1 protein-coding gene is annotated in these 1,181 nt (G+C 67.1%); it reads left to right on the forward strand.

Going from position 1 to position 1,181, the window contains the following annotated elements; translation table 11 throughout:
- A partial coding sequence (locus D9R14_RS22655; RefSeq protein ID WP_121625935.1) for a dihydroorotase occupies window positions 1–1,181 on the forward strand: 1,181 nt, incomplete at both ends.

Here is a 1,181-nt window from a genome sequence, read left to right on the forward strand (position 1 = left end):
TTCCGCGAGCCGGGGCACACCTACAAGGAAGACTTCCAGACCGGCTCGGCGGCGGCGGCGGTCGGCGGCGTGACCATGTGCATCGACATGACCAACAACACGCCCCACCCCACCACGCTCGACGATTTCGAGATGAAGAAGGCGCTGGTCGCCCCCAAGGCGCACGTGGACTACGCGCTCTATGGCGGCGGGCTCTATCCGCGCACGGTGGAGGCGCTGGCCAAGGCGGGCGCCATCGGCATCAAGATCTTCAACACGCGCCACATCAAGGAAGTCTATCCCTACATCTCCGAGCTCGGCGTGCTGGACCACGGCATCCTCTACGAGCTGTACGAGGCGACGCGCGACATGGGGCTCGTCGCCTCGGTGCACCACGACGATCCCGAGTGGTGCAAGCGGCTCACCTTCCGCGACTACATCGACAAGGGCCGCTCGGACGCCATGGCCTATCACGAGAGCTTCGCGAAGGGCTACATGTACGGCCACGGCATGGTGGCGGGGCTCGCGGCCTCGCTCTATTACGCCCGCATCTGCGGGGTGAAGCTGCACGTGCTGCATCTCGGCGTCATGCCCAAGGGCGCCAACGAGATGATCCACCACGCCAAGTTCGACCTCGGCCAGGACGTGTCGTGCGAGCTGGAGCTCGGCACCATGTTCATGAACCGGGCGCAGATGGAGAAGGTCGGCCCGCGCACCTACAACTGGGCCTATGACCCGCAGGCCGGCTGGGACGCGATCGCGGACGGCACCGCCGACATGATCGTGCTGGAGCACGCGCCCCATTCGAAGGAGGACGTGGAGCCGGGCTGGCAGGACCTGTTCTCGGTGCCGCTCGGCGTCACCGGCGCGCAGGAATACATCCCGCTGCTGATGAACGCGGTGAATGAGGGCCGTCTGACGCTGAACGACGTGGCGCGGCTCGCCGCCGAGGCCCCGGCGCGCCGGTTCGGCATCTTTCCGAGGAAGGGCGTGATCCAGCCCGGGTCGGACGCCGACTTCACCATCCTCGACATGGCGCGCGAGGGGGAGTTCCGCAACCAGGACATGCTCTCGAAGACCGGCTACTCGAGCTGGGAAGGCATGCGCACCAAGGGCGCGGCCACCCACACCATCGTCCGCGGCACCGTCGTCGCAAAGGACGGCAAGCTGCGCACCGCCCCCGGCTTCGGACAGTTCGTGCC

The organism is Xanthobacter tagetidis (genome assembly GCF_003667445.1).
Taxonomy (GTDB): Bacteria; Pseudomonadota; Alphaproteobacteria; order Rhizobiales; family Xanthobacteraceae; genus Xanthobacter; species Xanthobacter tagetidis.